The sequence below is a fragment of the Thalassospira australica genome, from assembly GCF_000763295.1.
Lineage (GTDB): Bacteria > Pseudomonadota > Alphaproteobacteria > Rhodospirillales > Thalassospiraceae > Thalassospira > Thalassospira australica.
Genome location: NZ_JRJE01000031.1, coordinates 145,055 through 171,088 on the forward strand (window position 1 = coordinate 145,055; position 26,034 = coordinate 171,088).

Consider the following 26,034-nt stretch of genomic DNA (forward strand, 5'->3'; position numbering starts at 1 on the left):
ACAGTTTTTAAATGTCGGAGTTGGGAACATGTTGTTACTGACCAATGGATCAGTGCGTCTGCTATTTGTCGCACAAGCGTTGTATTGGTCCTGTTCACTGATCGGGATCACCCTGACATCAATCATTGGTGTGTCGTTGGCGCCAACACCGGCACTGGCAACTTTGCCACTAGGGGTCTTGATGCTTGGCAATTTGATATCGGTGCATCCACTGGCAATGTTGATGCAGCGGCGCGGCCGGCGTGCCGGGCTGTTTATCGGTGCGCTTTTTGGTGTGGCCGGTGGGGGGGGCTTGGCGGCGGGGATTTATATTGGACAATTCTGGCTTGTTGTCGTGGCACCGGCAATGATTGGCTCCTATCAGGCATCGGCGATGTATTATCGCTATGCCGCGCTTGAAGCGGTTGATGCGACGCAAAAGGGCCGGGCATCGGCATTGGTTGTTGGTGGTGGGGTTCTCGCGGCATTGGTCGCACCGGAAATAGCATCCACCAGCCGGGATATGCTACCTGTTCCGTTTGGAGGAGCTTATATTGCGCTGGCCGGGTTGGCAGCCGTTGGTGCACTTTTGATGGCAATGTTGCCAGATGGCACCATTCCGCTCCGTGGTGAGACGGGGCGGGCTGTTATGGTCAATCTTTTACGCCGGCCAGCGATCCGTGGGGCGGTTGCCATCAGTGCAGCTGGGCAGGGGATCATGATCCTGGTAATGACAGCAACACCACTTGCCATGAAATATTGCGGGTATGATGTGGATGTGTCGGCCAACGTCATTCGCTGGCATCTGGTTGGGATGTTTTTACCTGCTTTTGTCGCTGGTCCATTGATTGATCATTTTGGTCCACGACGTATCGCCCTGGTTGGCGGTGTGATTTTGATCGCAAGTGTGTGTGTTGCTGTTACCGGGATATCCATCAGTGCATTTCTGGTCAGTTCATTTCTACTGGGGATCGGTTGGAATATGATGTTGCTGGCAGGCACGACATTGCTGGGAGAAGGACATGATGATGCCGAGCGTGGCCATGCGCAAAGTTTAATGGAACTGGGCAACAGTATCACCGCAGCTGTGGCATCTGCGCTGAGCGGGGTCCTGATCGCCGGGGCAGGGTGGAACTTGGTGAACTATGGGGTGGTGCCGGTTGTGATGGGCGCGATGTTTTTGATGTGGCGGGGATATGTCGCAACACAGGTCGAAGCCAAAGCATGATAAAAGAAACCGCCGGTCAGTCTGACCGGCGGTGAAGTTGCTGGGCGAAACGGGGAGTGTCGCCCGGCGCGATTTTGAAAACCATATTCCCTGCCAGATAAAGTCCGCTGATTTCCGGACTTATGTTCGGGCAATAAAAAAACCGGCCATCAGGCCGGTTGGGATGCCAACGCCGTCGCGTTACCCGCGACGAATTCCTTGATCTTTTGCAACACGAAATCGCGTGAGTTGTTTTCACGGGTGCGAAACAGGACTTCGCGGTCCTGAATAACCAATCCCATATAAACCGGGTCGTTATGACCTTCCTTGGTCAGTTTCAGGGCGCGAAGGGTGTGACCGAAATCGTCGGTGCTCTGATAGATCGTACGCATCTTTCTCCAACCAGCAATTACGTCATTTGACGGTTAAAAACCAATCGACAATCGCTTTATGACAGGTGTTTTTTTCGATGCGATGACAGCTGTGTGATGGTTTGAAGACTCTTTTGTCGTTCAACTGGAAAATGTGATGAGGCAAGCACAGAAAAAGCTGCTGGTTTTATTTGGCAGGACTGTTAAAAAGAAAACCTCCTTAACGCCGGTTTCGGGCATTGACATGGGCCATGGCGATGTTTAAGAAAGGCGTCGTTCCGCAGGGAACACCAAGGACATAGAGGGCAAGTGGCCGAGTGGCTGAAGGCGCTCCCCTGCTAAGGGAGTATAGGGTGACAAGCCCTATCGAGGGTTCGAATCCCTCCTTGCCCGCCATTGATCAAAGCACCCCAAAAGGGTGCTTTTTTCTTTTGGAGTCTATGACAAAGAAAAACGCGGCACTTGTTGAAGGCCGCGTTTTTGCATTTTGACTGGTAATACAGATCAGGTGAAGGCGTTGAATGTAATGATGGTCTGTGTGTCCTTGATATTTGGCAACTTGTGAATCTGTTCGTTCACATAGCGCCCGATATCCTGTTCGTCTTCGACATACACCTTGACTAGCAGCTCAAACGGGCCTGAGATCGAGTACACTTCCGACACACCTTCGACTTCTTCAACGAGGTCGGCTGCTACGTCGTAGGCTTTGCCCAGTTCACATTTTACAAAGATGAAAAATGGATGCATCGGAATGGCTCCGGTTTGAAGTTGAATTCATGACAGGCTACCTGCCTTGGATCAGGCTTGCAATCGTCAAGCATGATTGCGCTCATCACTGGATGTTAAAGCAGGCTGGACTTGGCTTGAGCAGCGCGGTCATTAACTGCTTTCTGCGTTAAATCCCAAACTGTCGTCCCGTCGGTTTCTGCCGTCAGGCTTGCCAGTGCAAGGCCCGATGCCATGGCATCGTCAAAGCTTGTTCCTGGCTGTGAATAGGTCGAAAGAAAACCTGCATAGAACGCATCACCCGCACCATTGACGTCTTTTAAGCGGGTCGGAAGCGGTTGCCAGAATGCTGTGCCTGTTTTCGACGAGGAAACAACACCTTGCGCACCCAGCGTAATAACCACGTCGGGGATGCCTTTTGCCCGCAGAATTTCAATCGCGGTTTTTGCCTGGTCGAGTTCGTTGACTTCAATACCTGTCAAAACCCGGGTCTCGGCGCGGTTTGCGATTAAAAGATCAATTTTATCCAATGCAGGGGCAAATCGGGCCGCTTTGCTTGGCGAAACGGTTGCGGCACAAAATTTGGTTTGGCCCTTGTTTTCAGCCAGCCATGAAATTGTATCTGATGGCAAATTTGCATCAATCAGCCACCACGGCCATGCCTGAAGACTGGTCAATGCCGGTTCAAGCCGTGCAATGGTCAACTGGTCATAAACTTCGGCATTCATCATCCCCAGTGCGAGTTCGCCCGTTTCATCAAGAAGGGCGGTGTATCCCGCAGTGGTCATGCCAGAAAGTTTCATCAGGAGGCGCGTATCAATCCCGACGTTTGATAGCGCCTCAATCACCTGGTCGCCATCACCATCGTCACCAACCGCACCAAGCATCGCGACAGTGTTGCCCAACAGACGCAGATGAACAGCGATGTTGCGGCTGACTCCGCCGGGCTTGCGATGAAGTGTTCGAACCGGATTGGATGCAGCGGGAACGAAATCCTCGGTGCATTGCAGGGTCCGGTCGAAATGGGCAGCGCCAAAGCAGAGAATGTTCGCAGAGGGCGTAATCACGGATAAATGCTCTTTGTGGTGGGGCGTTAAAGGTGTCGCGCGCAGCGCTTTGTTAAACGAGGTTCATAATCCCCGTTACTATTGCAAGGCAAGTAAAACAAAAAGTGCGGTCGCCCGATATGCTTCCTTCTTGCGGCCTAAATTTCCAACAGGTCGGTTTTCATCGCCATTCTGTTCCCACAGACGTGGAAAAATGTCCCCTGAAAGATGTTCGCATCGAAAGCCACCAGCGTGGCTCTTACGGTTGGTGACCATGGCGACCACCTGTTGATGAGGTTTCATCTGTTTAAAGTGATTTTTGATGCAGTTTTAAGAATCGGGTTGTCCATTGGCATACGTAAAAGCGGAACTCGACCCTGAAATGCCAATTGAATCATTATCAAGTTTATCTGGAAAGTTTTTTGCATTGCGTTTTGCACGCATACGCCGCAAAACACCGCCAAACCAAGAGAAATCAAAGTCTGATCCACCTCAAGGTATCTGCAGATCGCAGATGTATTTCTGACCGAATGGACAGGTTTAGAGAACTCCTTGCGTGTTCGGCTATTTACAGGGCACTATATTTTGTAGTTACCATTGACGTTCACACGCTGATCAAATTGCTTCTCCGGTTGAGGGACCGGACGCATGAGATTACGCGGAACGCATGTTTTCGATGAGGGAGCCCCGCCGACAAAGTGCATCGGTGGGTAGAATAATCAGAATTCAAACAATGAAGGGCATCGGAATGAAAAAGCTTCTGACCTCGGTGGTCGCGGCTGTCGCCTGCTATGCAGGTGTTGCTTCGGCTGCAGAAATCAAACCGGCAGTAATTTATGATATGGGCGGGCGTTTCGACCGTTCCTTTAACCAGGCGGCTTATACCGGCGCTGAGAAGTACAAGGAAGATACCGGTACTTCCTATCGTGACTTCGAAATTCAGAACGACTCACAGCGTGAGCAGGCAATGCGCAACTTTGCACGCCGTGGCATGAACCCGATCGTTGCAATTGGTTTCAACCAGGCGTCCGCACTTGAGAAAGTTGCCAAAGAATTCCCCGACACCAAGTTCACCATTGTTGACATGGTTGTTGACCTGCCGAACGTTCAGTCGGTCGTGTTTAAAGAGCACGAAGGCTCTTTCCTGGTTGGTGTCCTTGCGGCAATGGCTTCTGAAACCGGCAAAGTTGGCTTCATCGGTGGTATGGATATTCCGCTCATCAGCAAATTCTCCTGTGGCTATGCACAGGGCGTTAAATATGCCAACAGCGATGCGGAAATCTTCCAGAATATGACGGGTACCACGCCGTCGGCATGGAATGACCCGGTCAAGGGCGGTGAACTTGCGAAATCGCAGTTTGACCGTGGCGCCGATGTTGTCTACCACGCTGCTGGTGGTACAGGTGTTGGTGTGCTTCAGGCCGCTGCTGATGCGGGTAAACTGGGTATTGGTGTTGACTCAAACCAGAACGGGATGCACCCGGGCTCGGTTCTGACCTCCATGCTCAAGCGCGTTGACGTTGCTGTTTACGAAGCATTCGATGCTGCTGCAAATGACACTTGGGCACCGGGCCTGACCGTACTTGGTCTTGCCGAGGGCGGTGTTGATTGGGCTCTTGACGAGAACAACGAAAGCCTGATCACCGCAGAAATGAAAGCAGCCGTTGCCAAGGCCAAGGAAGAAATCATTTCCGGCAACCTTGAAGTACACGATTACATGAGCGACAGCGCCTGCCCGATGTAAGGCAGTCGTTTAGCAAAACGGGGATTTGTCGTGTCGGATACGATGCATCAAATGCACGGCACCGGGGAAAACGGTGCCGTGCACCCCGCTATCGAACTGCGTGGAATTGACAAGCGGTTCGGAGCGGTACACGCGAACAAAGAAATCGACCTAAAAGTCGACAAAGGCACGATTCATGGGATCGTGGGGGAGAATGGGGCTGGTAAGTCGACCCTGATGAGCATCCTGTACGGCTTTTATCAAGCCGATGGGGGGACCATCCACGTTGATGGCGAGCTCTGCGATATCAAAGGATCAGACGACGCGATCTCGGTCGGCATTGGTATGGTGCATCAGCACTTCATGCTGGTTGAGACATTCTCGGTGCTTGAAAACGTTATCCTTGGTGTCGAAGGCGGAGCGGTTCTGCGCGATGGGGTTTCCAAAGCCCGCGAAGAACTGGAACGTCTGGAGCGCGAATATTCGCTCAATATCGATCCGGATGCGATTGTCGGCGACCTTTCGGTCGGACTTCAACAACGTGTCGAAATCCTGAAAGCACTCTATCGTGGTGCAGAAATCCTTATTCTGGATGAGCCAACCGGTGTTTTGACGCCGCAGGAGGCTGATCATCTTTTCCGTATCCTTGAGACGCTCAAGGAACAGGGGAAAACGGTTGTTCTGATTACCCACAAATTGCGCGAGATCATGGCTGCAACGGACAATGTGTCTGTCATGCGCCAAGGCGAAATGGTGGCGCATCGCAAAACAGCCGAAACCAGCCCGGAAGAACTTTCCGAGTTAATGGTTGGTCGTAAAGTGTTGTTGCGCCTGGAAAAAGGCAAAGCAAATCCGGCTGACACCGTTTTGAAAGTCGATAACCTTTGTGTCGATAACGCCCAGGGTGTGCGTAAGGTCAAGAATGCGACATTCACGGTGCGTGCGGGTGAAATTGTTGGTGTTGCCGGTGTTTCCGGCAACGGCCAAAGTGAATTGCTTGAAGCGCTGGGTGGAATTCGATCCGCAGCCGAAGGGTCGGTTGAACTGAGCGGACAAGATGTGACGCCCGGCAAGGGTGTTGATGCCGCAGAACTGCGCCGACGGGGCGTTGCACACGTGCCGGAAGACCGCCATCGCATGGCAATGGTCACTGCCTTTACGGCAAAAGAGGCAGCGATCCTTGGGTATGAGGATGACAATACCTACCAGAAAGGCGCGCTTCTGGACTGGGACGCGATTTCAAAGGCCACAGCCAATATGATGGCGGAATTCGACGTGCGTCCGAATAACCCTGATTTGAAAGCGGCAAACTTTTCGGGCGGGAACCAGCAGAAACTTGTATTGGCACGTGAAATCATGCGTGACCCGGAACTGCTTCTGGTCGGTCAACCAACGCGTGGCGTCGATATCGGTGCCATCGAGTTCATTCATAAACGTATTGTCGCCATGCGGGATGCTGGTAAGGCTGTCCTGTTGGTGTCAGTGGAGCTTGACGAAATTATGTCGCTTGCCGACCGAATTCTTGTGATGTGCGATGGTTCCATCATCGGTGAAGTTTCTGCTGCAGAGGCCAATGAACGTGTACTTGGTCTGATGATGGCAGGTGTTGATCCGAAGGAAGCCAAGGCAGTGGAGGGGCAAGCATGAGCAAGGCTGTCGAACTCCCTCGCTGGATTGATGTCGGCGTATTGCCGCTTTTGAACCTGTTGCTTGCGCTCGTTGTTTCAGCACTTTTGGTTCTGGCAATTGGGGAAAACCCGGTCGAAGTTGTTGAAATCCTGCTGTTTGGTGCTTTTGGCTACGAAGAAGCGTGGGGCTATACGCTTTATTACACCACCAACTTCATTTTCACCGGTCTTGCCTTTGCCGTGGCGTTTCATTGCGGGCTGTTTAACATCGGCGCAGAGGGACAGGCCTATGTTGGTGGCCTTGGCGTAACGCTGGCCGCACTTTACCTCGACTTCCTGCCGTTCCCGATCATGCTGGTTGTGTCAATGTTGGCGGCGATGATTTTTGGTGCGGCTTGGGCATATATTCCGGCCTATCTGCAGGCGCGTCGCGGCTCTCACGTCGTGATTACAACGATCATGTTCAACTTTATTGCATCGTCGTTGATGGTGTATTTGCTGGTGAATGTTCTGCGCCCGCAAGGATCAATGACCCCGGAAAGTGAACAGATCGCTGAACATCTGCGTTTGCCTTTCATCCATGACATTGCAGGCGCACTTGGGATTGAGATGGCTTCAAGCCCGCTTAATCTTTCGTTCGTCTATGCGATTGTTATCAGTGTCATGATCTGGCTGTTCATCTGGCATACGCGTTGGGGCTACGCCATTCGTACGGTTGGCGCCAATGCAGTTGCCGCGACATATGCAGGACTTGAACCAGGCAGGTTCATCATTATTGCGATGATGATTTCCGGCGCGCTGTCATCGTTTATGGCGCTAAATGAAGTCATGGGTGTTCAGCACCGCCTGTTGATTGACTTCACCGCAGGTTATGGCTTTGTCGGCATTGCTGTGGCGCTGATGGGCCGCAATCATCCGTTTGGGATATTCCTGGCTGCATTGCTGTTTGGCATGCTGTATCAGGGTGGGGCAGAGCTTTCCTTTGAAATCCCAACCATTTCAAATGATATGGTTGTGGTTATTCAGGGCCTCGTCATTTTGTTTACTGGTGCGATGGAACATATGTTCCGACCACGTGCGACGAAGATTTACACCGCTTGGCGCTTGCGCCGTGATGCGCAGGAGGCAGTGTGATGGAAAATTTTGAGCTGATCATTCTGTTGCTTGATGCAACGCTGCGGACCTCAACGCCGCTTATTCTTGCTGCCCTTGCGGGTATGTTTTCCGAGCGATCCGGCACCATAAACCTTGCACTTGAAGGCATGATGTTGGGCGGGGCGTTTTCGGCCGCTGCGGTTGCATTTTATGTCGGTAGCCCATGGGTTGGCCTTTTGGCTGCAATTGCGACCACGATCGGTCTTTCGTTGTTGCACGGCTTTGCCTGTATTACCCATAAGGGCAATCAGGTTGTCTCGGGCATGGCGATTAATATCCTGATGTCTGGCTTGACTGCCCTCGTTGGTATTGCCCTGTTTGCGCAGGGCGGTAAAACGCCCGCCCTTGACAAGGCATCGCGTTTCCAGCCGATTACTTTTCCGGGCGCAGAATCTTTCCGCGACGTGCCGGTGCTTGGCCCGATCTATTCCGAATTGCTGAGCGGCCATAACATTCTGGTCTATATCGCGTTCCTTGCCGTTCCGGCTGCATGGTGGGTGATGTATCGGACCCGCTTTGGCCTGCGTTTGCGTGCCGTCGGGGAAAATCCGGGTGCGGTTGATACGGCGGGGATTGGCGTTGTTGCCATGCGTTACCGTGCCGTGATCTGCAGCGGCGTTCTTGTCGGGATGTCTGGTGCATATCTTTCAACAGCGCAGGGCGCATCATTCCTGCAGGACATGACGGCCGGCAAAGGCTATATCGCGCTTGCCGCGATGGTGTTTGGCAAATGGCGTCCGTTTCCGGCATTGGCCGCATGTCTTTTGTTTGGCTTCCTTGATGCTGCCGCCACACGGTTGCAGGGCGTTGTTCTGCCTGGTATTGGCGAAGTGCCGGTGCAATTGGTTCAGGCATTGCCATATATTTTGACAGTCATTCTCCTTGCCGGATTTATTGGTCGGGCGATCCCGCCAAAGGCGCTTGGTCGTGCCTACGTCAAGGAACGCTGATTGATCGATGGTTCGGGTCTTGGGCGCATCATTTGCTCCGGCCCGAACCACAAATTTCCCCTCGTCTGTGTGTTAACAGGCGCGATAGGTAATCGAAACAGGATCCAGATATGGTTGTTGGTAAACAAGCCCCGCGCGATCTCATTGATGCGGCATTGATGGCGCGTGACAAGGCGTATGCGCCGTACTCGAACTTCTTTGTTGGTGCGGCTCTGCGGACGGCCGGGGGCAAGGTCATTTCGGGGTGTAATGTCGAAAACGCGGCATATCCTGAAGGTGTTTGCGCCGAGGCAGGCGCAATATCATCTATGGTTTTGTCTGGTGAAACGAAGTTTGACGAGATTGCCGTGGTCGGACTTGGGGATGTGGCCTGCACGCCTTGTGGTGGGTGCCGTCAGAAAATCCGTGAATTTACCGGGCCGGACGCGACCATCTACATCATCAATGAGTCCGGCGAAACGTTGCTGACCTTGTCGCGTGAAGAACTTATTCCGCATTCCTTTGGGCCGGAGAATTTGAAATGAGCAATGTAAAAGCAGCGCTCGATATCCTTGAAGCCAAGGCACCGGGCTTTAAGGCCGAAGTCGCGATGGTTTTGGGCAGCGGTCTTGGAGGTGTGGTTGAAGCTGTTAGCGACGCGATCAGCATTTCCTATGAAGACCTGCCGGGGTTCCCAAAGCCGACCGTGGTCGGGCATGGCGGCACGCTTGTTCTTGGGCGCATCGGTGGTGTATCGGTCGCGGTAATGCAGGGGCGTGCGCATTATTATGAACATGGCCGCTCCGATCTCATGGCAGAGCCATTGGAAACTCTGCATGCGTTGGGGGCCGAACGCCTGATCCTGACAAATGCGGCAGGATCGCTTATGCCAGATGCCGTCCCCGGCAGCCTGATGCTGATTACCGATCACATGAGCCTGTTTGGTCCCAACCCCTTGATCGGATATCACGGCGAAGACCGATTTGTTGGCATGGACGTGCCATATGATCCTGATATTGGATCGGGACTTCATGATACGGCAGCCAAACTCGGGATCAAACTGTTTGAGGGCACCTATTGCTGGTGTACCGGGCCGAGCTTTGAAACACCTGCGGAAATCCGTGCACTGAAGACTTTGGGCGCTGATGCTGTCGGGATGTCAACGGTGCCGGAAAACATTCTTGCGCGGCGTCTTGGATTTAAGGTTGCCGCCGTTTCGAATATTACCAATCTGGCTGCAGGGATGAGCGCAACACCGCTTAGCCACGAACAGACACTTGAAATGTCAAAAACCGGTTCTGCCAATCTTATCAAGATATTGCTGCAGTATTTTTCAGGTTCTGCCTGAGGCCGGAAAAGCCATTTCCACCAGATTAAGTTAAACGACTAGCGCTCAGGAGACAGCATATGCTGCCCCAAGAAATCATTCGCCGCAAACGCGAAGGCGAAGTACTCACCGATGCAGAGATTGCCTTTTTCGTTAAGGGCATCACTGATAACACCATCAGCGAGGGGCAGGTCGCAGCCCTTGCGATGTCTGTCTTCTTCAATGGGATGACAATGGACGAGCGGGCGGCCTTGACGCGCAATATGCGCGATAGCGGCACTGTTCTGGATTGGAAGGCGCTTGGCCTTGATGGACCAATTGTCGATAAACACTCTACGGGTGGTGTTGGCGATAAAGTCAGCCTCATGCTGGGCCCGATTGTTGGCGCTTGTGGCGCATTCGTGCCGATGATTTCTGGGCGCGGCCTTGGTCATACAGGCGGAACGCTTGATAAATTTGACTCTATTCCGGGCTATCGCACCACACCGACGCTTGAGGAATTTGCCAAAGTCACCCGTGATGTCGGATGTGCAATCATTGGACAAACATCTGACCTGGCTCCTGCGGACAAGCGTTTCTATGGCATTCGTGATGTCACAGCGACGGTTGAAAGCATTCCACTGATTACGGCATCGATTCTTTCGAAGAAATTAGCAGCAGGGCTGGATTCACTTGTGATGGATGTGAAATTCGGTTCCGGTGCCTTCATGAGCGAATATGAACGCGCCCGCGAACTTGCCGAAAGCATCACAGAAGTGGCAACACGTAATGGCGTGCCGACTGTCGCACTTTTGACGGATATGGAACAGGTTCTTGGCGACACGGTCGGGAATGCGCTTGAGATGCAGGAAGCGATTGATTTCCTGGCAGGCAAACATCAGGAACAACGAGTCTATGACGTCACCATGGCACTGGCTGCTGAAATGCTCGCAGTCAGCGGCGTTGCTGCGGATGTCTCGGATGGTTTGCGTATGGCAACAGAGGCCCTTGATAGCGGCAAGGCTGCGGAAGTCTTTGCCAAAATGGTTTCAAGCCTTGGTGGCCCGAGCGATTTCGTAGAAAAGAACGCGGACTATCTTGAAGCGGCGCCAATGACGAACGCGGTTTCGGCAGCAAAGACGGGGCGTGTGCTTTCTATGGATGCTCGTAAGGTTGGCTTGGCGCTGGTCTCGCTTAAGGGGGGGCGTACACGTGCCGATCAAAAGATCGACTTTGCCGTTGGCTTCACTGATTTCATCAAGGTGGGACAGCCGGTTTCGGCGGAAACACCGCTTTGTATGGCCCATACCCGCGACCAGGCACAACTTGACGAAGTTACCACCTTGCTGCGCGACGCCATTGTGATTGGAGATGGCGATGTTGAGCCAACCGGAACAGAGCCGGCCGTTCGCGAACGGGTGGTGGCAGGTAAGGCCTGATCACGTATGCACCAACAGTCACTAAACTAAAAAGCCGGGATTTCCCGGCTTTTTGCTTTTTAAACGGCCACCTTGATGATTGTGATGATGACGGTGGTTATTTCTTTGGACAAGGGTTGCCAAACGAACCAATAGAAAGCATTTTGATCGGTAATGAAAATTTTTTAGACAAGATGAAAATAGACCGCAGAAGGAGAGAGGCATGGGTAAACTGGATCGACGCCGTCGCGAGATTTTGGAACTTGTGGCGTCCAACAGCTTTATGACCATCGATACCCTTGCCGAACATTTTTCTGTAACGCCGCAAACCATTCGACGCGATATCAATGAAATGGCCGAAGAGGGGCTGATTGCCCGCTATCACGGTGGCGCAGCCAGTGTTTCGACCACTGAAAACACCGCCTATACCGACCGTCAGGTTTTAAACCTTGGCAGTAAGCGCGAGATCGCAAAACTGGTTGCAGAACATATTCCCGAAGGCGCATCCCTTTTTATCAATATCGGCACCACCAATGAGGAAGTTGCCCACGCTCTGTTGGGGCATAAAAGCCTGAAGATCATCACAAACAACCTGCATGTCGCCGAAATTTGTGCCGCAAATCAGGGGTTTGAAGTCATCATTGCCGGGGGTGTCGTCCGACAGCGCGACTTTGGCGTGATTGGCGAAGCAACCATCGATTTCATCAACCAGTTCAAGGTTGATTATGCGATTGTCGGGATTTCCGGGGTGGATGAAGATGGCAGTCTGATGGATTTCGATTATCGCGAAGTCCGTGTTGCGCGCGCGATCATTTCCAATGCGCGCCAAACCTTCCTGTGTACGGATGCGTCGAAATTCGGCCGCCGGGCGATGGTGCGCCTTGGTCATCTTTCTGAAATCGATGCCCTGTTTACCGATCGTCATCCAGGTCCGGTATGGTCAGATGTTATTCGCGATGCGGACGTCTCGGTCTATACCGCCAACTAAGCGGCCTCAAGATTGGATAGGGGCAGGGGGTGACCCGACTGCGTTCTAGCTATAGACGTGGTCTTCGCGTTTGCCGGTTCGCATCGTAATTGGACCGTGCGAAGAACCATTTAGCATCTGCGTCAGATGTGCGTTGTGCGTTTCATCAATATCTGCCGTTTTTCCTGACCAATATACCTTGCCGTCATGCATCATCATCAGATTTTGATAACGGGTTCTGGCGATCTGCATGTCATTGGTGATCGAAATGACGGTGGTTCCGCGCTGCTCAGCAATTTTGCCGATTATGCGTTCGATATGGTTGGAAAGCACCGGGTCCAAGCCTGCTGTTGGATTGTCCAGCAACAGAACAGATGGATCGGTCGAGATCGCCCGTGCCACCCCAACGCGTTTTTGCATCCCGCCAGAAAGGTCATTGGGCGTAAGGTCGGCACTTTCCGTTGCTAATCCAACAAGACCGAGTAAATCAATTGCGTGTTCCTTGGCTGCTTTACGCGACATGGTGCCAAGCTCAATTTGGCGAAAACAGATATTCTCCCAAACCTTGAGGCTGTCAAACAGCGCATTATGTTGAAACAGCATGCCAATACGTTCGGCCCATTCGAACCTTTTAGGTGCGTTGGTTTGACTGACATCGTCACCCTCAAGGAATATGTGCCCGGAATCCGCACCATAAATCCCGACCAGACATTTCATCAGAACACTTTTCCCGGCGGCCGAGGGGCCGATAATTGCCATAGTCTCACCCTTGGGCAGGTGCAGGTTGACGTCCTCAAGGACGTATTTGTCACCAAACCGTTTGCTGAGGTTCTCAACAGAAATAAAGGCGGGGTGGGTATCAGAACGGGATAAGGGCGCGGTCATTTGCATTCCGGTTTATAAGCGGGTTTGGCTGAGTTTCGGCAATTGATTGATCCGGGGCAAGGATCATTTTCACAAAAAAGAAAACGGCCCCGTAAATGGGGCCGTTTTGCACAAGTCTGATAGATTGATAATCGTTTAGTGCGACAGAATCTGGCTGAGGAACAGCTTTGTACGGTCGCTTTTCGGGTTATCAAAGAATTCCTGCGGACCTGCCATCTCGACGATCTGACCTGCATCCATGAAGATCACGCGGTCAGCAACCTCTTTGGCGAAGCCCATTTCGTGGGTTACGCAAAGCATTGTCATGCCTTCCTTGGCAAGTTCGACCATCACGTCGAGAACTTCCTTGACCATTTCCGGGTCAAGTGCCGAGGTCGGCTCATCGAACAGCATGATTTTCGGCTGCATGCAGAGCGAGCGGGCAATTGCCACACGCTGCTGCTGACCACCGGAAAGCTGGCCGGGGAACTTGAGGGCCTGTTCCGCAATCCGCACACGTTCAAGATAGTGCATAGCCAGATCCTTGGCTTCTTTCTTGGGCATCTTGCGAACCCAGATCGGCGCCAAAGTCAGGTTTTCAAGCACAGTCATGTGCGGGAACAGGTTAAAGTGCTGGAACACCATGCAGACATCGCGGCGAACGGCTTCGATATTCTTAATATCATCGCCAAGCAGGATGTCATTTACGGTGATTTCACCACTTTGATAGGTTTCAAGGCGATTGAGCGTACGGATCAAGGTCGATTTGCCAGAGCCTGACGGGCCACAAATCACGATCCGTTCACCTTTGCGTACAGTAAGATCAATGTCCTGAAGGACATGAAAATTGCCGTACCATTTGTTCATCTTGTTAACGACGATGACGTCTTCCTCGGAAGGAGAGGGCACAGCGCCGGTAGTGGTTTCAGTTGCTACAGTCATTGTAAATCCTCACTCCTTACCTTTGTTCGCCTTTGCGAAGCTCTTTTTCCAGATAGGCGGAGTATTTCGCCATCGAGAAACAGATCAGGAAGAATATTGCCGCGGCGAAGGCATAGCCCTCGACATAATACTTGGTCCAGGCCGGGTCACTACGAAGTGCCAGCTTCACCGTGCCAAGGAAGTCAAACAGGCCGATAATAACGACCAGCGTGGTGTCCTTGAACATGGAGATAAAGCTGTTCACAGTTGGCGGAATCACTAGGCGCAGTGCTTGTGGCAGAACGATCAGCCGCATTGACTGCCAATAAGACAGTGCAAGGCTGTCGCCTGCTTCAAACTGACCACGTGGTACTGCCTGAAGACCGCCACGGAATACCTCGGCAAGGTAAGCAGCTGTAAACAGGATGATGCCGATCTGTGCACGCAACAGTTTATCAATGGTCACGCCATCCGGCAGGAACAGCGGGAACATCACAGATGCCATGAACAGAACCGTAATCAGCGGAACACCACGGATAACTTCGATGTAAACCACCGAGACGGTTTTAATTGCCGGCATGTTGGACTGACGACCAAGGGCAAGAAGCAACCCGAACGGGAAGGCAAAGATCACACCGATAGAAGACAGGATCAGCGTCAGCGGAAGACCGCCCCAATAGCTGTTCTGCACATAGGTAAGACCAAAAATACCGCCCCACATCAAGATACAGATAATCGGAACACCGATGACCCACATCGGGATGATCCATTTACGCACGCCGGCGTATTTAACGCCGCCAAGACTGCCGCAAATGATGCCCATCAGAATGATCATGGCCAGAAGCGGACGCCACTGTTCATCAAACGGATAGGTCCCAAACAGGATCAGCCGCAAATTGGCATTTACAAAGCCCCAGCATGCGCCTGTGGCCTCTTTACAGCTTTCGATGGATGGTGCAAGCGTCGCATTCACGATGCCCCATTCAACCAGCGGCGGCACCAGCCAAAGGATGAACGCGATTGAACCAAGCGTCAGGATGGTATTGAACCATCCGTCAAACAGGTTCTTTTTCGACCAGGTGACGGCACGTTCCATAAAGGTGCCGGTTGGAAGAGGAGGTGATTTTGCGTTTTCTGACATGTTACCTCTCCACCAATGCCATTTTCTTGTTGAACCAATTCATAAAGAGCGAGGTCAACAAGGACAAACCAAGATAGATCGACATGAAGATCGAGATCGCCTCAATCGCCTGACCTGTCTGGTTCATGGTTGTGTTGGAAACAGAAACCAGATCCGGATAGCCGACCGCAACTGCAAGCGAGCTGTTTTTGGTCAGATTAAGGTACTGGTTGGTGAGTGGCGGAATTGCAACGCGCATCGATTGCGGCAGGATAACCTTGCGAAGTGCAACCGTGCGCCGGATGCCAAGGCTGTCTGCAGCTTCCCACTGGCCATTTGGAACAGCCTGAATACCAGAACGAACAACCTCGGCAACATAGGTCGAGGTATAAACCGTAAGGCCGATAAGAACGGCCATGAACTCTGGCGAGATGTTATAGCCACCACGAATGTTGAAGCCCTTGAGTTCCGGCATGCTCATGTCGGTCGGGGCGCCACCAGCAAGATACGCCAGCAAGACCAAACCAACGAAAATGCCAAGCCCGGCAAGGAACATCGGGAAAGGCTGGCCTGTCGCATCCTGACGTTTCTTGGCCCATTTCTTGACGAAATAGATTACAACGCAGGCGATGACTGCAGCAATCCCCATCATGGTGAAAGCAGTATCAGCCATTGGAACGGGAAGGTACATGCCGCGCGATGTCAGCAATACACCAGGCAACGGTTCAAGCGCGTCACGTGGATGCGGAAATGCTCCGGGAATCAGCGCGTACCAGAAGAATAGCTGCAGAAGAACCGGAATGTTACGGAAGGTTTCGACATAAACAGTGGCCAGTTTACGAACGATCCAGTTCGACGACAGGCGTGCGATGCCGAAAATGATCCCGATAATCGTACAAAGGACGATACCAAGGAAGGACACCTTCACAGTGTTCAGGAGACCAACCAAAAGTGCCGTGGCGTAATCGCTCTTGGCACTGTAGTCGATCATGGTTTCACTAATCTCGAAAGAAGCTTCGAGATCGAGGAAACCGTAACCGGTAGAAATGTTCTGTTGTTCAAGGTTGTACAAGGTGTTGGACACCAGGTACCAGCCCGCAAGAATGATCAGTCCGATCGCGACAATTTGGTAAAGTACCGCACGAACATTTTCGTCATTCAGGTAATCGACGAGGCCCTTGGAACGAACATTCCCCGGGACATTTTGAGGCTTACTCATATGACCCTCAGGTGTAGATTGTATCCAAAATCAGCAAGCACCTAACGAAAAGCTCCGCCCATGCGTTCAGGCAGTGGGGCGGAGCTTCGTAGGTTTTGGCTATCGGCTAGCTAGTGATTAGCGAACCGGCCATGCATACTGCAGGCCACCATCGGTCCACAGAGCGTTCAGACCACGCTCAAGGCCCAGCTTTGCGGTAACGTTTTTCTCATAGCTTTCGCCATAGTTACCAACCTGCTTGATGATGTTGTATGCCCAAGCTTCATCGAGACCAAGCGCTTCGCCCATGCCCGGGGTTACGCCCAGCAAACGCTGGATGCCCGGGTTGGTGCTGTTTGCTTTCATGTCGTCAACATTTTCCATGGTGACGCCATACTCTTCTGCTTCAATCATCGCGGTGAAAGCCCAACGAACAACGTCCGACCACTGCTCGTCACCCTGGGCGACAACCGGGCCAAGCGGCTCTTTGGAAATGATTTCCGGCAGAATTGCATAGTCATCCGGGTTTTCAGCCATCTGCGTACGGATGGAAGCAAGACCCGAAGCATCGGTGGTGTACACGTCACAACGGCCAGAGAAGAAGGCGGCAGTTGCTTCGTTGATGTTTTCGATAACGACCGGCTCGAAGGACATGCCTTTGGCGCGGAAGTAATCAGCAAGGTTCAGCTCGGTCGTGGTGCCCGGCTCAACGCAAACGGTCGCACCGTCAAGCTCGGTTGCGCTGGAAACGCCCAAAGCTTTCGGGATCAGGAAGCCCTGACCGTCATAATAGTTGATGCCAACGAAAGTCAGACCGAGTTTTGCGTCACGGGTGGTGGTTGCAGTGGTGTTACGCGACAGAATGTCGATTTCACCTGACTGCAGGGCCGTGAAGCGCTGTGCGGCGGTCAACGGGGTGTACTGAACGCTGTTTGCGTCGCCGAGCAGTGCAGCAGCAGTCGCACGGCAAACATCAACGTCAATACCTTCCCACTGGCCTTCTGCATTGGCTGCAGAGAAACCCGGAAGACCGGTGTTCACACCACACTGAACGAAACCTTTGGCCTTGATGCCGTCAAGCACAGCACCAGCCTGTGCGTTCTGTGCGGCAACGGCAGCAACCGTCATTGCGCCAGCGGCAAGGATCGTTTGGATTTTCATAAGATGAGCTCCCTTATTAGCAAAGCATTGTTTTTAGCTTTTGTGCCACCCTAGATATGCACACACGCATATCTATTTCGTCCAACCGAGATCGGACCGTCAAATTAAGAAATTTTAGGCCACCATGTGTCAAGTGTGAAAAATTTTGGGCAATGCCCGTGCAGGTCAAATCGGCAGAAAATTAAGCTTTTTTCTAAGTTTATAGCCATCAAATCGGCACTTAAATATTTTATACAATGTGAGTTTTATTGTTTATATTCAATTGGGTACCGGTATTCCTTTGCCGAGCAGGTTTGAGGTTTGAGTTTGCACGAACTTTTTTTCGCCTAAACTGGCTGTGTGGTGAAAAAATATGCATATGTTTGCACTGTGCAAAATTCAATCATCGCTGCAATGCGGAATCGGAATCGCTGTTCGGAATCGGTTCATCGCAATCTATCGTGATGGGCGCGCATCAAAACAAATACCCCGCCAGTTCAGGCGGGGTATTCAAAGATCAGCTTTTCAGTTCGGCAAGGTTGGAAAAGAGTTCAAGTGCCGTCGGGTTCGCAAGTGCTTCCTGATTTTTAACAGGTCGGTCATGTACAACGTCTCGGACGGCGAGTTCGGTGATTTTACCAGATTTGGTGCGTGGGATATCGGCAACCGCAATGACTTTTGCCGGCACATGGCGCGGGGTGCAGTTGCTTCTGATCTGCTTCTTGATCTTGTCGACAAGCGCGGTATCCAATGTGTAATTTTCGCGTAGCACAACAAACAGGATCACCCGGACGTCATTATCCCAGTCCTGACCAATAACAATCGATTCCTGAATTTCGGGCAGTTTTTCAACTTGTCGGTAAATCTCTGCCGTGCCGATGCGCACACCACCCGGGTTAAGCGTTGCGTCTGATCGGCCATAGATCACCATGCCGCCGTCATCATCAAGCTCAACATAATCACCATGGCACCAGATGTTATCGAACCGATCGAAGTAGGCGCTGTGGTATCGGGATCCGTCAGGGTCATTCCAGAACCCAACAGGCATGGACGGGAAGGGCTTGGTGCAAACCAGCTCGCCTTTCTCGTTGCGCACAGGGTTGCCGTCGTCATCAAAAACGTCAACAGCAACGCCAAGGGCGCGGGTCTGGATGACGCCACGTTTAACCGGCAGAACAGGGGATGCCAAAACAAAACACCCAAGGATATCGGTCCCACCGGAAATTGATGCCAGATGGATGTCTTCCTTAATGTCACGATAGACGTAATCAAAGCTTTCCGGCGCCAATGGTGATCCGGTCGAGGTCATCGCACGGACCGTTGACAGGTTGTGAGTTTCGCGCGGTTTGAGTTCAGCTTTCGCCAAGGCATCGATATATTTTGCGGATGTCCCAAACAGGGTCATGCCTTCGGCATCGGCGTAATCAAACAGGATGTTGCCATTGGGATAGAACGGGGATCCGTCATAAAGCATCAGGGTCGCGCCTGTCGCCAACCCGGCCATCAGCCAATTCCACATCATCCAGCCACAGGTGGTGAAGTAAAATACTCTATCGCCGTGGGCGACGTCACAATGCAGAACGTGCTCTGAAACCTGTTTAAGTAACGTCCCGCCAGTACCGTGAACGATGCATTTCGGTTTGCCAGTCGTTCCCGACGAAAACATCACATAAAGCGGGTGATTGAATTCGACCTGCTCGAAGGCAATTTTTTCGGTCCGGAACGGGGTAAGGAAATCGTCATATCCTACCGCGTTTCTGATGTCGGTAGTGTTTGCCCCGTCAAAGGCATATTTGACGATCACAACCCTTTTGAGGCTATCGATACGCTCAACGACATCACGGACTTTTTCACGGATGTCATGTTGTTTGCCATTGTAGTGATATCCGTCGACCGTAATCATGACCGACGGTTCAATCTGCCCAAAGCGATCGACAACGCCCTGAACGCCAAAGTCGGGGGAGGCGGAAGACCAGGCCGCCCCAATTGCCGCCGTGGCAAGCATCGCGATGACGGTTTCGTTCATATTAGGCATGTAGCCACATACCCGGTCACCTTTGCCAACGCCTTCGGCGCGCAGCGCTTGCGAGAACTTGGAAACTGCGATGTTTAGCTCTGCCCACGAAAGACGGTTCTTGACCTTGTCCTCGCCCCAGAAGATGAGGGCATCAGAATCATCATCGCGAACCAACAGGTTTTCCGCAAAGTTCAGGCGGGCGTCGGGAAAGAACTGAGCACCTGGCATTTTCGTGCCATCGACAAGTACGCGATCTCCCCAGGTTTCTGCTTTCAGATCGGTATATTCGATGATTGCTGGCCAAAAGCGTTCAATGTCTGAAACAGACCAGTCATAGAGCGCCGTAAAGCTCTGAAGGTTCAGGCTGTACTTTGCGTTTACCCACTCGCGAAAGCGGGTGACATTTGCATTTTCAACACGTTCCTTCGTCGGTTGCCAAAGCAAGTCGCTCATGATGGGTCCTTCGTTTCCTGCCAAATGTAATGATCAGAGCCAGCACCTCATTTGCGCGGGTGCCAATTTGGTATTTCTCTACCATTTTTCTAAGGGCAAAAATAAACACCGGCAAGTGAAGAGACGGTGAAGTGCATTATTGGTAATACCAATTGAGCAAAATTTATTTCCAAATAAGTTTAAATAACAAATGTAATATACTGTTTTATAGTGATAAAATTGGTAACGGATATGAGAAAAAATTATTGGGTTTGTGAAGGCTGTTGCTAGAGGTTTCTGCTAATAAAATATCAAAAATGGTCCAGTTTTTGATTGTTCATGATTCGGATTGTCCGTGGTTAATACCGCAAAACATATTAAACGCTTGCACCTTCTTGAAGCCATACTAGTTTGTTGCATCACCTTGAAATGATCTGGAGGCCGTCTTGGCGGGGATTGATGAAAGCAAGCCGTTTGTCGCAATCAACATTGCGGTCCTGACCGTAAGTGACACCCGTGATATGCATAATGATACCTCTGGTGAGGTTCTTGCCGAACGGATCGTTGAGAAGGGCCACCGGGTTTTTGAACGACAAATCCTTCCTGATGACCAGGCCGCCCTGCGCAAACAGCTCGGGGCATGGTGTGCCGATCCAAATGTCGACGTGATCATTACCACAGGCGGAACAGGTGTCACCGGGCGCGACGTGACGGTTGAGGCACACCGCATGCTTTATGAAAAGGAAATTCCCGGTTTTGGGGAATTGTTCCGGTGGATCTCGTATGAGAAAATCGGCACATCTACTGTTCAGTCACGTGCGACAGCAGGTGTGTGTCAGGGAACCTATATGTTTGCGCTTCCCGGCTCGACAGGTGCGTGCAAGGATGCCTGGGATGAAATCCTGCAATATCAACTCGATATTCGTCATCGTCCGTGCAATTTTGTCGAACTGATGCCACGGCTTCTTGAAACCTGACTTCACGCGTCCGGTTCGATCCGCCCAACCCTGTCCCTCGTCTAAAAGGATAAGAAAATCCGATGGAGTTTATTTCGGATCCGTTTTTCTATGCTGTTGCCATTCCGGCTGTACTGATTGCCGGGGTATCAAAAAGCGGTTTTGGTGGCGGACTAGGTGTCGTTGCTGTCCCGTTGATGGCATTGGCCGTTTCGCCGCAGGCGGCAGCGGCGATCATGTTGCCGATCCTTTGCCTGATGGATATTGCAAATGTTTGGGCGTATCGCAAACGCTGGGATCGTCGAAACATGAAAATCCTGGTTCCTGCTGCCTTGCTTGGCATTCTGGTGGGAACGGTTTCGTTTAGTTACCTTAATGAAGCAGCCGTGAAACTGATCATTGCCTTGATCGCGATCATATTCACCCTCGACCATTGGCTGCGTGGCCGAAAGGCGGCCGGTGATCCTGGGCCGGGAAAAATAGGCAAGGGAACAGTGCTTGGTGCTTTGGCAGGTTTCACCAGCTTTGTGGCGCATGCCGGGGGGCCACCGGTTTCCGTGTATTTGCTGCCGCAGAAATTAGACAAGTCGATCTTTGTTGGAACGACTGTCATGTTTTTCATTGTCGTAAATTACGTCAAACTGATCCCTTATGCGATGCTTGGGCAGTTTGATGCATCAAATCTTGGAACATCGCTGTTGTTCGTTCCGCTTGCGCTGTTTGGCACGTGGCTTGGTTTGTGGGCCCATGACAAGGTCAGTGAAGCCTGGTTCTACCGGGTATGTTATGTGCTTCTATTTATAACCGGGGTTAAGCTGTTGTTTGATGCAGTCACATTGTTTGTCACTGGTTGATGCGCAAACAGCGTGTTCGGGGTCAGGCGAATAATCTGCCAAAATACGTGCCGAAAATCGACAAAACAGAACCGGCGACCCGGAAATTGCGGCTTCGAATCGCATAATATTCTGTTTTCCAGAAAATATTTTCGAGAAGAAATGATTTAAGTCGGCGTCTAATATACGCAGTATATATACAAAAGGGTGTGACGAACTGAACTAAAGTAGTAAGTTGTTCTACTTAAGAGATTTGTTCTATTCTGGAATAATACCTATTCTATTTCGATAAACTAACCTAACGTATTGGTTTCTTTGTCATTTAATATAACACTAATATGTATGTTCATTAAAAATAACTAATGATTTAAGGCGGGCAGGCGACCACGATTTGGCTGAGGGATAAAAAAAGAGGACAGCCAACATGCCTGAGAGAATTCTGAACGCTGCTACGAACATGTCGGACTTAACGACAGCCAAAGTTAACGAAATTCAGAATGTTACCAAAACCGCCAAAATGCTTGCAATGAACGCCTTGATTGAAGCCTCGCGCGCCGGGGAGGCAGGACGGGGTTTCGCCGTCGTTGCAAATGAAGTCACCAATATTTCCCAGAAAATCACATCAATTGCCAACGAACTGCAGGACCTGTTTGTTGATGAAGTGGCCGAGCTTCGCACAACAGCACAAACTGTACGCGGCTCAAGGCTTTCTGATCTTGCTTTATATGTCATCGAGTTGATCGACCGTAACCTCTATGAGCGAAGTTGTGATGTTCGCTGGTGGGCGACAGATAGTGCGGTCGTGCAGGGCTGTGATGCGCTTGCTGACGAAACGGCACGTAACTTTGCGTGCAAACGCCTTGGCGTGATACTTGATTCCTACACCGTTTATCTCGACCTTTGGGTGGCTGACAAGAACGGTCGAGTTATTGCCAATGGCCGTCCGGACCGTTACAGCGCAATTGGTTCAGATGTCAGCCAAAAGGAATGGTTCCGTCAGGCAATGGCAACTCGAAACGGTGGCGAATATGCCGTCGCGGATATCGAAATCAATGATGCTTTGGGCGGAAAGTCGGTTGCGACCTATGCCACGGCGGTACGGGCCGGTGGGGAAGAGGACGGCGAGATCGTCGGGGCGATGGGGATCTTCTTTGATTGGGAAGATCAGGCAGAGTCCGTGGTTAACTCCATCAGCCTGCCGCCCGAAGAGCGCGAACGGACAACGATTATGATCGTCGATCGTGACTTCAAGATTATTGCTTCATCGGATCGCATGGTACGTTTGGGGGAATATATGGCGCTTCGTCATGACAAAGAGGAAAAGGGCGCTTATCTTCTGGAAGATGAGACAATCGTTGCCCATGCACTCACCCCTGGCTACGAAACATATGCCGGGCTAGGCTGGCGCGGTGTAATCATTCAAAAACCTGCATCACGTCTTGCAAATGTCGGCAATCGGGCGACTGTTCAGCGGGCCGAAGACCTGTTTCAGCGACAAAGGGTTGCTGTATAGTATTCAGACACAATACAAGATCGCAAACGTAACGGGCACCGCAACGGTGCCCGTTCTGCTTATGTGAACCACTGCAAGGTGGTTCGTGCTTGTCCATTCATTGTAAACCCTTTAGTTGTGCAATCATTTTGTTGGTAAAATGTCATTGTGTGTGGCGTTTGCTTGGGGAGGCTGGCTGGATGGAATTGATACTCGCGAAGATTGCCGTCTCTATCGCGACAGTGTTGGGGCTTTCGGTCTTGGCCGAGCGCGCAGGACCACGTGTAGCCGGGGTGTTGTCGGGATATCCTCTGGGGACCGCCATCTTGCTGTATTTCATCGCGATCGAGCAGGGCATCACCTTTGCCAGCGAGAGCGCGGTATACGCGCTTCCGGGATTGATCGCGACGCTTACATTTTTGTACGTCTATTTTCTGGTGTCGAAAATATCCGTCAGTTTGCCGGTTCTTGTTCAAATCATTCTGAGCTCATGCGGCGCATTTACCGGGTTTTTGGCTGTATCCTGGGTGTTCCAGCTGGCTGCCTTAAGTTTGCCGATAGCAGCAGTCGTTTTGTTGATCGCGATTTTTGTAGCACTTGTTCTGTTTCGTAAAATCGAGAATGTGCGCATTCTTAACCGTGTGCGGCTGACCAAGTGGGTGGTAATGCTGCGTGCTGCCCTTGCTGCGGTCATTGTTCTAGTCATTAGTGGTTTGGCTGCCTGGATCGGTCCACGCTGGTCGGGGCTGCTATCTGGTTTCCCAGTCACGCTGTATCCGATGATGCTGATCTTGCATTTCACCTACGGGGCAGAACCTGTTCACACCCTGATCAGAAACTTTCCACGCGGGATGGGGGCATTATGGGTTTACATACTTGCAGTGACCCTTGGTTATCCCGTTCTTGGCCTTGGTTGGGGGACGCTTTGTGCCTTTGGGGCCGCAACTGTTTATCTGGTCAGTTATTCCACTTTGGTCTGGATGCGCCAAAAGTCCGTGCAAGCAGACGGTTGATCTCCTAACATTCAGTTACAACAGAACATAATGGTCGACCACGTTGACCATCTTCAGGGAGAAGTAGCTGCATGCAGCAAGTCCAGTCACTGGTCAGGGCTCTTAGCATTCTGAACGCACTCGCCGAAAGCGACGACGGGATGACTCTGACCGAAATTTCCCAACAGGTGAAATTGCCGCCATCGACGGCGCACAGGTTGCTGACCACCATGCAACATGAACGCTATGTCTCGTTTGACGGCGAACGCACTCTTTGGTTCGTCGGTGTGCAGGCATTTAGCGTCGGAAACGCCTTTACCAAAAATCGTAACCTCAGTCAGATTGCGCGTCCCTATATGCGCGCACTGATGGAAGACAGTGGTGAAACGGTTAATCTGGCTGTTGCAGACGGCGGGGAAGTGATTTTCCTGTCACAGGTCGAATGCCGCAAGATGATGCGTGCATTGGTTACACCGGGACGTCGGGCCTTGATGCATTGTTCCGGTGTTGGCAAGGCGTTACTGGCGTTTTTGCCAGAAGAAGAATTGCATTCCGTCGTAACGCAGCATGGACTGCCAAAGATAACGGATCGTACGCTGACAACCGAAAATGCACTGTCAAAGGATCTGGAACGATCACGCCAACGCGGTTATGCCCTTGACGATGAAGAGCATGCCGTTGGTTTGCGATGTGTTGCGGGTGTTGTGCGTGATGAAACAGGCGCGCCCATTGCGGCTTTGTCCCTTTCGGGGCCGGCTGCACGCATTCCAAATGATCAGATTGAACAGCTTGGCCTAAAAGTGCGTCGGGTCTGTGCCGATCTTAGCCGTGAATATGGCGGCAAGCCTGTATGATAATGTGCTCGGGTATTCGGGTGATCAGCGTGTCTTGGTCACGCTGATCACAAAGGCCTTACATTCCCGGGCAGGAAACACCAGTACCGCCCAAGCCACAATATCCGTCGGGATTTTTGTGCAAATACTGCTGATGGAAATCTTCAGCATAAAAGAAGGTTGGTGCTTCAGTGATTGTGGTCGTTACGTCACCCTGACCAGCGGCTTTCAGCGCGGCATTATATTCATCGCGTGATTTGGTCGCCGTTTCAAGCTGCTGGGTGTCATAGGTGTAGATGGCCGACCGGTATTGAGTGCCGACATCATTGCCCTGACGCATGCCCTGGGTCGGGTCGTGACTTTCCCAAAACAGCTTCAATAGTGCCGAATAGGTAGTTACTTTCGGATCATAAACGACCAGAACGACTTCGGCATGGCCGGTCATGCCACTGCAAACCTCACGATAAGTCGGGTTCTTGGTGTGTCCGCCAGCATAGCCAACAGCAGTGGTGTAGACGCCGTTTGCTTGCCAGAACAGGCGTTCTGCCCCCCAAAAACATCCCATGCCAAACACGGCAACTTCCAGATTTTCAGGGAAGGGGCCGGTCATGGGATTACCGGTCACGATATTGACATCAGCAACGGGAATCGCTTCATCCCGTCCGGGGAGGGCGGTGTCTGCTGTCGGCATCTTTGGTTTGTCGGATTTCAGCACGGAGAACATGGGTAATTCCTGCGATATGTTGTGTTCTTGAGTGCAATGTACTCCAGACACGCACAA

Annotated in this window: 25 protein-coding genes and 1 tRNA gene; 15 read left to right on the top strand and 11 right to left on the bottom strand. The window is 51.7% G+C overall.

What is annotated here, in order from left to right:
• The first annotated feature begins 28 nt into the window (after positions 1–28).
• On the top strand, positions 29–1,207 hold the full coding sequence (locus JF44_RS0113785) for an MFS transporter (protein ID WP_033069564.1): 1,179 nt from the start codon (positions 29–31) through the stop codon (positions 1,205–1,207).
• Positions 1,208–1,356: 149 nt separating this feature from the next.
• Here the strand turns inward: JF44_RS0113785 and JF44_RS0113790 are convergent, their stop codons facing one another.
• The gene (locus tag JF44_RS0113790) at positions 1,357–1,578 is read right to left on the bottom strand and encodes a hypothetical protein (RefSeq protein WP_033069565.1); all 222 of its coding nucleotides are present in this window, start codon (positions 1,576–1,578) and stop codon (positions 1,357–1,359) included.
• A gap of 282 nt (positions 1,579–1,860) precedes the next feature.
• Here JF44_RS0113790 and JF44_RS0113795 point away from each other — a divergent pair.
• Positions 1,861–1,953, top strand: a tRNA-Ser gene (locus JF44_RS0113795).
• Positions 1,954–2,061: 108 nt separating this feature from the next.
• Here JF44_RS0113795 and JF44_RS0113800 read toward each other — a convergent pair.
• The 3 genes from JF44_RS0113800 to JF44_RS0113810 all read right to left on the bottom strand — a co-directional run bounded on the left by JF44_RS0113800 (position 2,062) and on the right by JF44_RS0113810 (position 3,605).
• Positions 2,062–2,304 carry an Lrp/AsnC ligand binding domain-containing protein gene (locus JF44_RS0113800; RefSeq protein ID WP_033069566.1) on the bottom strand — a complete coding sequence of 81 codons (243 nt, stop codon included), beginning with the start codon at positions 2,302–2,304 and terminating at the stop codon, positions 2,062–2,064.
• A 95-nt stretch (positions 2,305–2,399) separates the two neighbouring features.
• Positions 2,400–3,350, bottom strand: a complete 951-nt coding sequence (locus JF44_RS0113805; RefSeq protein WP_238318459.1) for a carbohydrate kinase family protein — start codon at positions 3,348–3,350, stop codon at positions 2,400–2,402.
• A 78-nt stretch (positions 3,351–3,428) separates the two neighbouring features.
• The gene (locus JF44_RS0113810) at positions 3,429–3,605 is read right to left on the bottom strand and encodes a hypothetical protein (protein ID WP_156111695.1); all 177 of its coding nucleotides are present in this window, start codon (positions 3,603–3,605) and stop codon (positions 3,429–3,431) included.
• A 472-nt stretch (positions 3,606–4,077) separates the two neighbouring features.
• Here JF44_RS0113810 and JF44_RS0113815 point away from each other — a divergent pair, with 472 nt between their 5' ends.
• From JF44_RS0113815 to JF44_RS0113850, 8 genes are all read left to right on the top strand, one after another.
• A complete protein-coding gene (locus tag JF44_RS0113815) occupies positions 4,078–5,073 on the top strand; it encodes a BMP family lipoprotein (RefSeq protein WP_033069956.1) in 996 nt (331 codons plus the stop codon).
• Between the two features lie 42 nt (positions 5,074–5,115).
• A complete protein-coding gene (locus tag JF44_RS0113820; RefSeq protein ID WP_156111706.1) occupies positions 5,116–6,699 on the top strand; it encodes an ABC transporter ATP-binding protein in 1,584 nt (527 codons plus the stop codon).
• Entirely contained in the window at positions 6,696–7,814 is a 1,119-nt protein-coding gene (locus JF44_RS0113825) for an ABC transporter permease (RefSeq protein WP_033069568.1), read from the top strand. Before JF44_RS0113820 ends, JF44_RS0113825 begins: the two co-directional genes overlap by 4 nt.
• Positions 7,814–8,785, top strand: a complete 972-nt coding sequence (locus JF44_RS0113830) for an ABC transporter permease (RefSeq protein ID WP_033069569.1) — start codon at positions 7,814–7,816, stop codon at positions 8,783–8,785. Before JF44_RS0113825 ends, JF44_RS0113830 begins: the two co-directional genes overlap by 1 nt.
• A gap of 110 nt (positions 8,786–8,895) precedes the next feature.
• A complete protein-coding gene (gene cdd, locus JF44_RS0113835) occupies positions 8,896–9,309 on the top strand; it encodes a cytidine deaminase (protein WP_033069570.1) in 414 nt (137 codons plus the stop codon).
• Positions 9,306–10,112, top strand: coding sequence for a purine-nucleoside phosphorylase (locus JF44_RS0113840; RefSeq protein WP_033069571.1), 807 nt, complete (start codon positions 9,306–9,308; stop codon positions 10,110–10,112). The genes cdd and JF44_RS0113840 overlap by 4 nt, the downstream gene beginning before the upstream one ends.
• Positions 10,113–10,171: 59 nt before the next feature.
• Positions 10,172–11,509 carry a thymidine phosphorylase gene (gene deoA / locus JF44_RS0113845; protein ID WP_033069572.1) on the top strand — a complete coding sequence of 446 codons (1,338 nt, stop codon included), beginning with the start codon at positions 10,172–10,174 and terminating at the stop codon, positions 11,507–11,509.
• Between the two features lie 202 nt (positions 11,510–11,711).
• Positions 11,712–12,476 carry a DeoR/GlpR family DNA-binding transcription regulator gene (locus tag JF44_RS0113850; protein ID WP_033069573.1) on the top strand — a complete coding sequence of 255 codons (765 nt, stop codon included), beginning with the start codon at positions 11,712–11,714 and terminating at the stop codon, positions 12,474–12,476.
• Positions 12,477–12,521: 45 nt separating this feature from the next.
• Here the strand turns inward: JF44_RS0113850 and JF44_RS0113855 are convergent, their stop codons facing one another.
• From JF44_RS0113855 to JF44_RS0113880, 6 genes are all read right to left on the bottom strand, one after another.
• Positions 12,522–13,340 carry an ABC transporter ATP-binding protein gene (locus JF44_RS0113855; protein ID WP_052065984.1) on the bottom strand — a complete coding sequence of 273 codons (819 nt, stop codon included), beginning with the start codon at positions 13,338–13,340 and terminating at the stop codon, positions 12,522–12,524.
• A 135-nt stretch (positions 13,341–13,475) separates the two neighbouring features.
• A complete protein-coding gene (locus tag JF44_RS0113860) occupies positions 13,476–14,261 on the bottom strand; it encodes an amino acid ABC transporter ATP-binding protein (RefSeq protein WP_033069574.1) in 786 nt (261 codons plus the stop codon).
• A 16-nt stretch (positions 14,262–14,277) separates the two neighbouring features.
• Positions 14,278–15,381 (bottom strand): amino acid ABC transporter permease, encoded by a 1,104-nt coding sequence (locus JF44_RS0113865; protein ID WP_033069575.1) that lies wholly within the window; start codon positions 15,379–15,381, stop codon positions 14,278–14,280.
• A 1-nt stretch (position 15,382) separates the two neighbouring features.
• Positions 15,383–16,579: an amino acid ABC transporter permease gene (locus JF44_RS0113870; RefSeq protein ID WP_033069576.1), complete on the bottom strand. Its 1,197-nt coding sequence runs from the start codon at positions 16,577–16,579 to the stop codon at positions 15,383–15,385.
• A 117-nt stretch (positions 16,580–16,696) separates the two neighbouring features.
• Positions 16,697–17,719 (bottom strand): amino acid ABC transporter substrate-binding protein, encoded by a 1,023-nt coding sequence (locus JF44_RS0113875; RefSeq protein ID WP_033069577.1) that lies wholly within the window; start codon positions 17,717–17,719, stop codon positions 16,697–16,699.
• Positions 17,720–18,215: 496 nt separating this feature from the next.
• Positions 18,216–20,168 carry an acetoacetate--CoA ligase gene (locus tag JF44_RS0113880; protein WP_033069578.1) on the bottom strand — a complete coding sequence of 651 codons (1,953 nt, stop codon included), beginning with the start codon at positions 20,166–20,168 and terminating at the stop codon, positions 18,216–18,218.
• Between the two features lie 425 nt (positions 20,169–20,593).
• Between JF44_RS0113880 and moaB the strand changes: the two genes are divergently transcribed.
• The 5 genes from moaB (at position 20,594) to JF44_RS0113905 (ending at position 25,274) form a co-directional block, all read left to right on the top strand.
• Positions 20,594–21,124 (top strand): molybdenum cofactor biosynthesis protein B, encoded by a 531-nt coding sequence (moaB, locus tag JF44_RS0113885; RefSeq protein WP_033069579.1) that lies wholly within the window; start codon positions 20,594–20,596, stop codon positions 21,122–21,124.
• 62 nt (positions 21,125–21,186) lie between these two features.
• Entirely contained in the window at positions 21,187–21,957 is a 771-nt protein-coding gene (locus tag JF44_RS0113890; protein ID WP_033069580.1) for a sulfite exporter TauE/SafE family protein, read from the top strand.
• Positions 21,958–22,360: 403 nt separating this feature from the next.
• A complete protein-coding gene (locus tag JF44_RS0113895) occupies positions 22,361–23,449 on the top strand; it encodes a methyl-accepting chemotaxis protein (protein WP_081944453.1) in 1,089 nt (362 codons plus the stop codon).
• Between the two features lie 179 nt (positions 23,450–23,628).
• Entirely contained in the window at positions 23,629–24,441 is an 813-nt protein-coding gene (locus tag JF44_RS0113900) for a hypothetical protein (protein ID WP_033069581.1), read from the top strand.
• Between the two features lie 71 nt (positions 24,442–24,512).
• Positions 24,513–25,274, top strand: coding sequence for an IclR family transcriptional regulator (locus JF44_RS0113905; protein WP_033069582.1), 762 nt, complete (start codon positions 24,513–24,515; stop codon positions 25,272–25,274).
• A 58-nt stretch (positions 25,275–25,332) separates the two neighbouring features.
• On the opposite strand, the gene msrA is transcribed toward JF44_RS0113905, so the two are convergent.
• Positions 25,333–25,977, bottom strand: a complete 645-nt coding sequence (gene msrA / locus JF44_RS0113910; RefSeq protein ID WP_033069583.1) for a peptide-methionine (S)-S-oxide reductase MsrA — start codon at positions 25,975–25,977, stop codon at positions 25,333–25,335.
• Between the last annotated feature and the right edge of the window lie 57 nt (positions 25,978–26,034).

Excerpts from the sequence above, each read along its gene's own strand:
- JF44_RS0113785 (WP_033069564.1), top strand. The coding sequence starts at position 29 with ATGTTGTTACTGACCAATGGATCAGTGCGTCTGCTATTTGTCGCACAA.
- JF44_RS0113790 (WP_033069565.1), bottom strand. The coding sequence starts at position 1,578 with ATGCGTACGATCTATCAGAGCACCGACGATTTCGGTCACACCCTTCGC.
- JF44_RS0113800 (WP_033069566.1), bottom strand. The coding sequence starts at position 2,304 with ATGCATCCATTTTTCATCTTTGTAAAATGTGAACTGGGCAAAGCCTAC.
- JF44_RS0113810 (WP_156111695.1), bottom strand. The coding sequence starts at position 3,605 with ATGGTCACCAACCGTAAGAGCCACGCTGGTGGCTTTCGATGCGAACAT.
- JF44_RS0113815 (WP_033069956.1), top strand. The coding sequence starts at position 4,078 with ATGAAAAAGCTTCTGACCTCGGTGGTCGCGGCTGTCGCCTGCTATGCA.
- JF44_RS0113820 (WP_156111706.1), top strand. The coding sequence starts at position 5,116 with ATGCATCAAATGCACGGCACCGGGGAAAACGGTGCCGTGCACCCCGCT.
- JF44_RS0113825 (WP_033069568.1), top strand. The coding sequence starts at position 6,696 with ATGAGCAAGGCTGTCGAACTCCCTCGCTGGATTGATGTCGGCGTATTG.
- JF44_RS0113830 (WP_033069569.1), top strand. The coding sequence starts at position 7,814 with ATGGAAAATTTTGAGCTGATCATTCTGTTGCTTGATGCAACGCTGCGG.
- cdd (WP_033069570.1), top strand. The coding sequence starts at position 8,896 with ATGGTTGTTGGTAAACAAGCCCCGCGCGATCTCATTGATGCGGCATTG.
- JF44_RS0113840 (WP_033069571.1), top strand. The coding sequence starts at position 9,306 with ATGAGCAATGTAAAAGCAGCGCTCGATATCCTTGAAGCCAAGGCACCG.
- deoA (WP_033069572.1), top strand. The coding sequence starts at position 10,172 with ATGCTGCCCCAAGAAATCATTCGCCGCAAACGCGAAGGCGAAGTACTC.
- JF44_RS0113850 (WP_033069573.1), top strand. The coding sequence starts at position 11,712 with ATGGGTAAACTGGATCGACGCCGTCGCGAGATTTTGGAACTTGTGGCG.
- JF44_RS0113855 (WP_052065984.1), bottom strand. The coding sequence starts at position 13,340 with ATGACCGCGCCCTTATCCCGTTCTGATACCCACCCCGCCTTTATTTCT.
- JF44_RS0113860 (WP_033069574.1), bottom strand. The coding sequence starts at position 14,261 with ATGACTGTAGCAACTGAAACCACTACCGGCGCTGTGCCCTCTCCTTCC.
- JF44_RS0113865 (WP_033069575.1), bottom strand. The coding sequence starts at position 15,381 with ATGTCAGAAAACGCAAAATCACCTCCTCTTCCAACCGGCACCTTTATG.
- JF44_RS0113870 (WP_033069576.1), bottom strand. The coding sequence starts at position 16,579 with ATGAGTAAGCCTCAAAATGTCCCGGGGAATGTTCGTTCCAAGGGCCTC.
- JF44_RS0113875 (WP_033069577.1), bottom strand. The coding sequence starts at position 17,719 with ATGAAAATCCAAACGATCCTTGCCGCTGGCGCAATGACGGTTGCTGCC.
- JF44_RS0113880 (WP_033069578.1), bottom strand. The coding sequence starts at position 20,168 with ATGAGCGACTTGCTTTGGCAACCGACGAAGGAACGTGTTGAAAATGCA.
- JF44_RS0113890 (WP_033069580.1), top strand. The coding sequence starts at position 21,187 with ATGGAGTTTATTTCGGATCCGTTTTTCTATGCTGTTGCCATTCCGGCT.
- JF44_RS0113895 (WP_081944453.1), top strand. The coding sequence starts at position 22,361 with ATGCCTGAGAGAATTCTGAACGCTGCTACGAACATGTCGGACTTAACG.
- JF44_RS0113900 (WP_033069581.1), top strand. The coding sequence starts at position 23,629 with ATGGAATTGATACTCGCGAAGATTGCCGTCTCTATCGCGACAGTGTTG.
- JF44_RS0113905 (WP_033069582.1), top strand. The coding sequence starts at position 24,513 with ATGCAGCAAGTCCAGTCACTGGTCAGGGCTCTTAGCATTCTGAACGCA.
- msrA (WP_033069583.1), bottom strand. The coding sequence starts at position 25,977 with ATGTTCTCCGTGCTGAAATCCGACAAACCAAAGATGCCGACAGCAGAC.